At 40.2% G+C, this 684-nt stretch carries 1 protein-coding gene and 1 pseudogene; both read left to right on the top strand.

The window, feature by feature from the left end; genetic code table 11:
• Positions 1–246 (top strand): hypothetical protein (locus ACFIQE_RS11200; protein ID WP_375707782.1); only part of this gene is annotated, 246 nt, incomplete at its 5' end.
• A gap of 3 nt (positions 247–249) precedes the next feature.
• Positions 250–684, top strand: a pseudogene (locus ACFIQE_RS11195) (hypothetical protein); the annotation flags it as partial.

The following is a 684-nucleotide window of genomic DNA, read 5'->3' as shown; positions in this document are numbered from 1 at the left end:
CCCAATAATCCATTTGTTGAAGTTTCCAATCAAGTCTACGCACGTCTCAAGCGTGCAAATGCTGCTAAACCTTTTGTTGATGTTCAAACAAAAATAAAACCCGACAAGACAATTGAACACATTAAGCAGATAGAACAAGAAGCCGTACAAACATCAACTGAATCAGCAGCCGAGGAAATTCCACTCGAACAACCCAAAACACCTAAAGCTTCCAAGCCATCAACATCTACCCCAAAAAAGGCTTAGAAGTTGAAATTAATTATCCACCAAAAATGGTATCTTCAACAGGCAAAAGATACCTTCACAAGCCCTCAAGCCCCTCGCCTTAATTGGGCTCTGCGTAATGCTCTAAACACTGCAGCAAAACAAGTTGAACGCTTTACTGAAAAGCAAGTTGCTGACATCTCATCAACCCAAATAAAGCGTATAAGAAGAGGCGTTTATATTAAAGAAAAGGCGACAACAAGGTTTCTTGAGACAGATATCATTGGTTCTGGAACACCGATACCTCTTAAATTTTTTAAAGCAAACGAAACAAAACGCGGCGTAACTTACACACTGTTTGGAAAGAAAGAAATCTTACCCCAATGGTTTTATCAAGGGAGGCAGTTTTCCAAAGCGTGTTGAATTGAAAATGGGAGGGAATGTGTTTCAAAGAGCGGATGGAGATCAATTCCCCATTGC

It is taken from the genome of Bartonella sp. AA1HLJMS (assembly GCF_042197445.1).
GTDB lineage: Bacteria > Pseudomonadota > Alphaproteobacteria > Rhizobiales > Rhizobiaceae > Bartonella.
The sequence above is the reverse complement of the archived record's forward strand: the minus strand, read 5'-3'. Positions and strand labels throughout refer to the sequence as shown.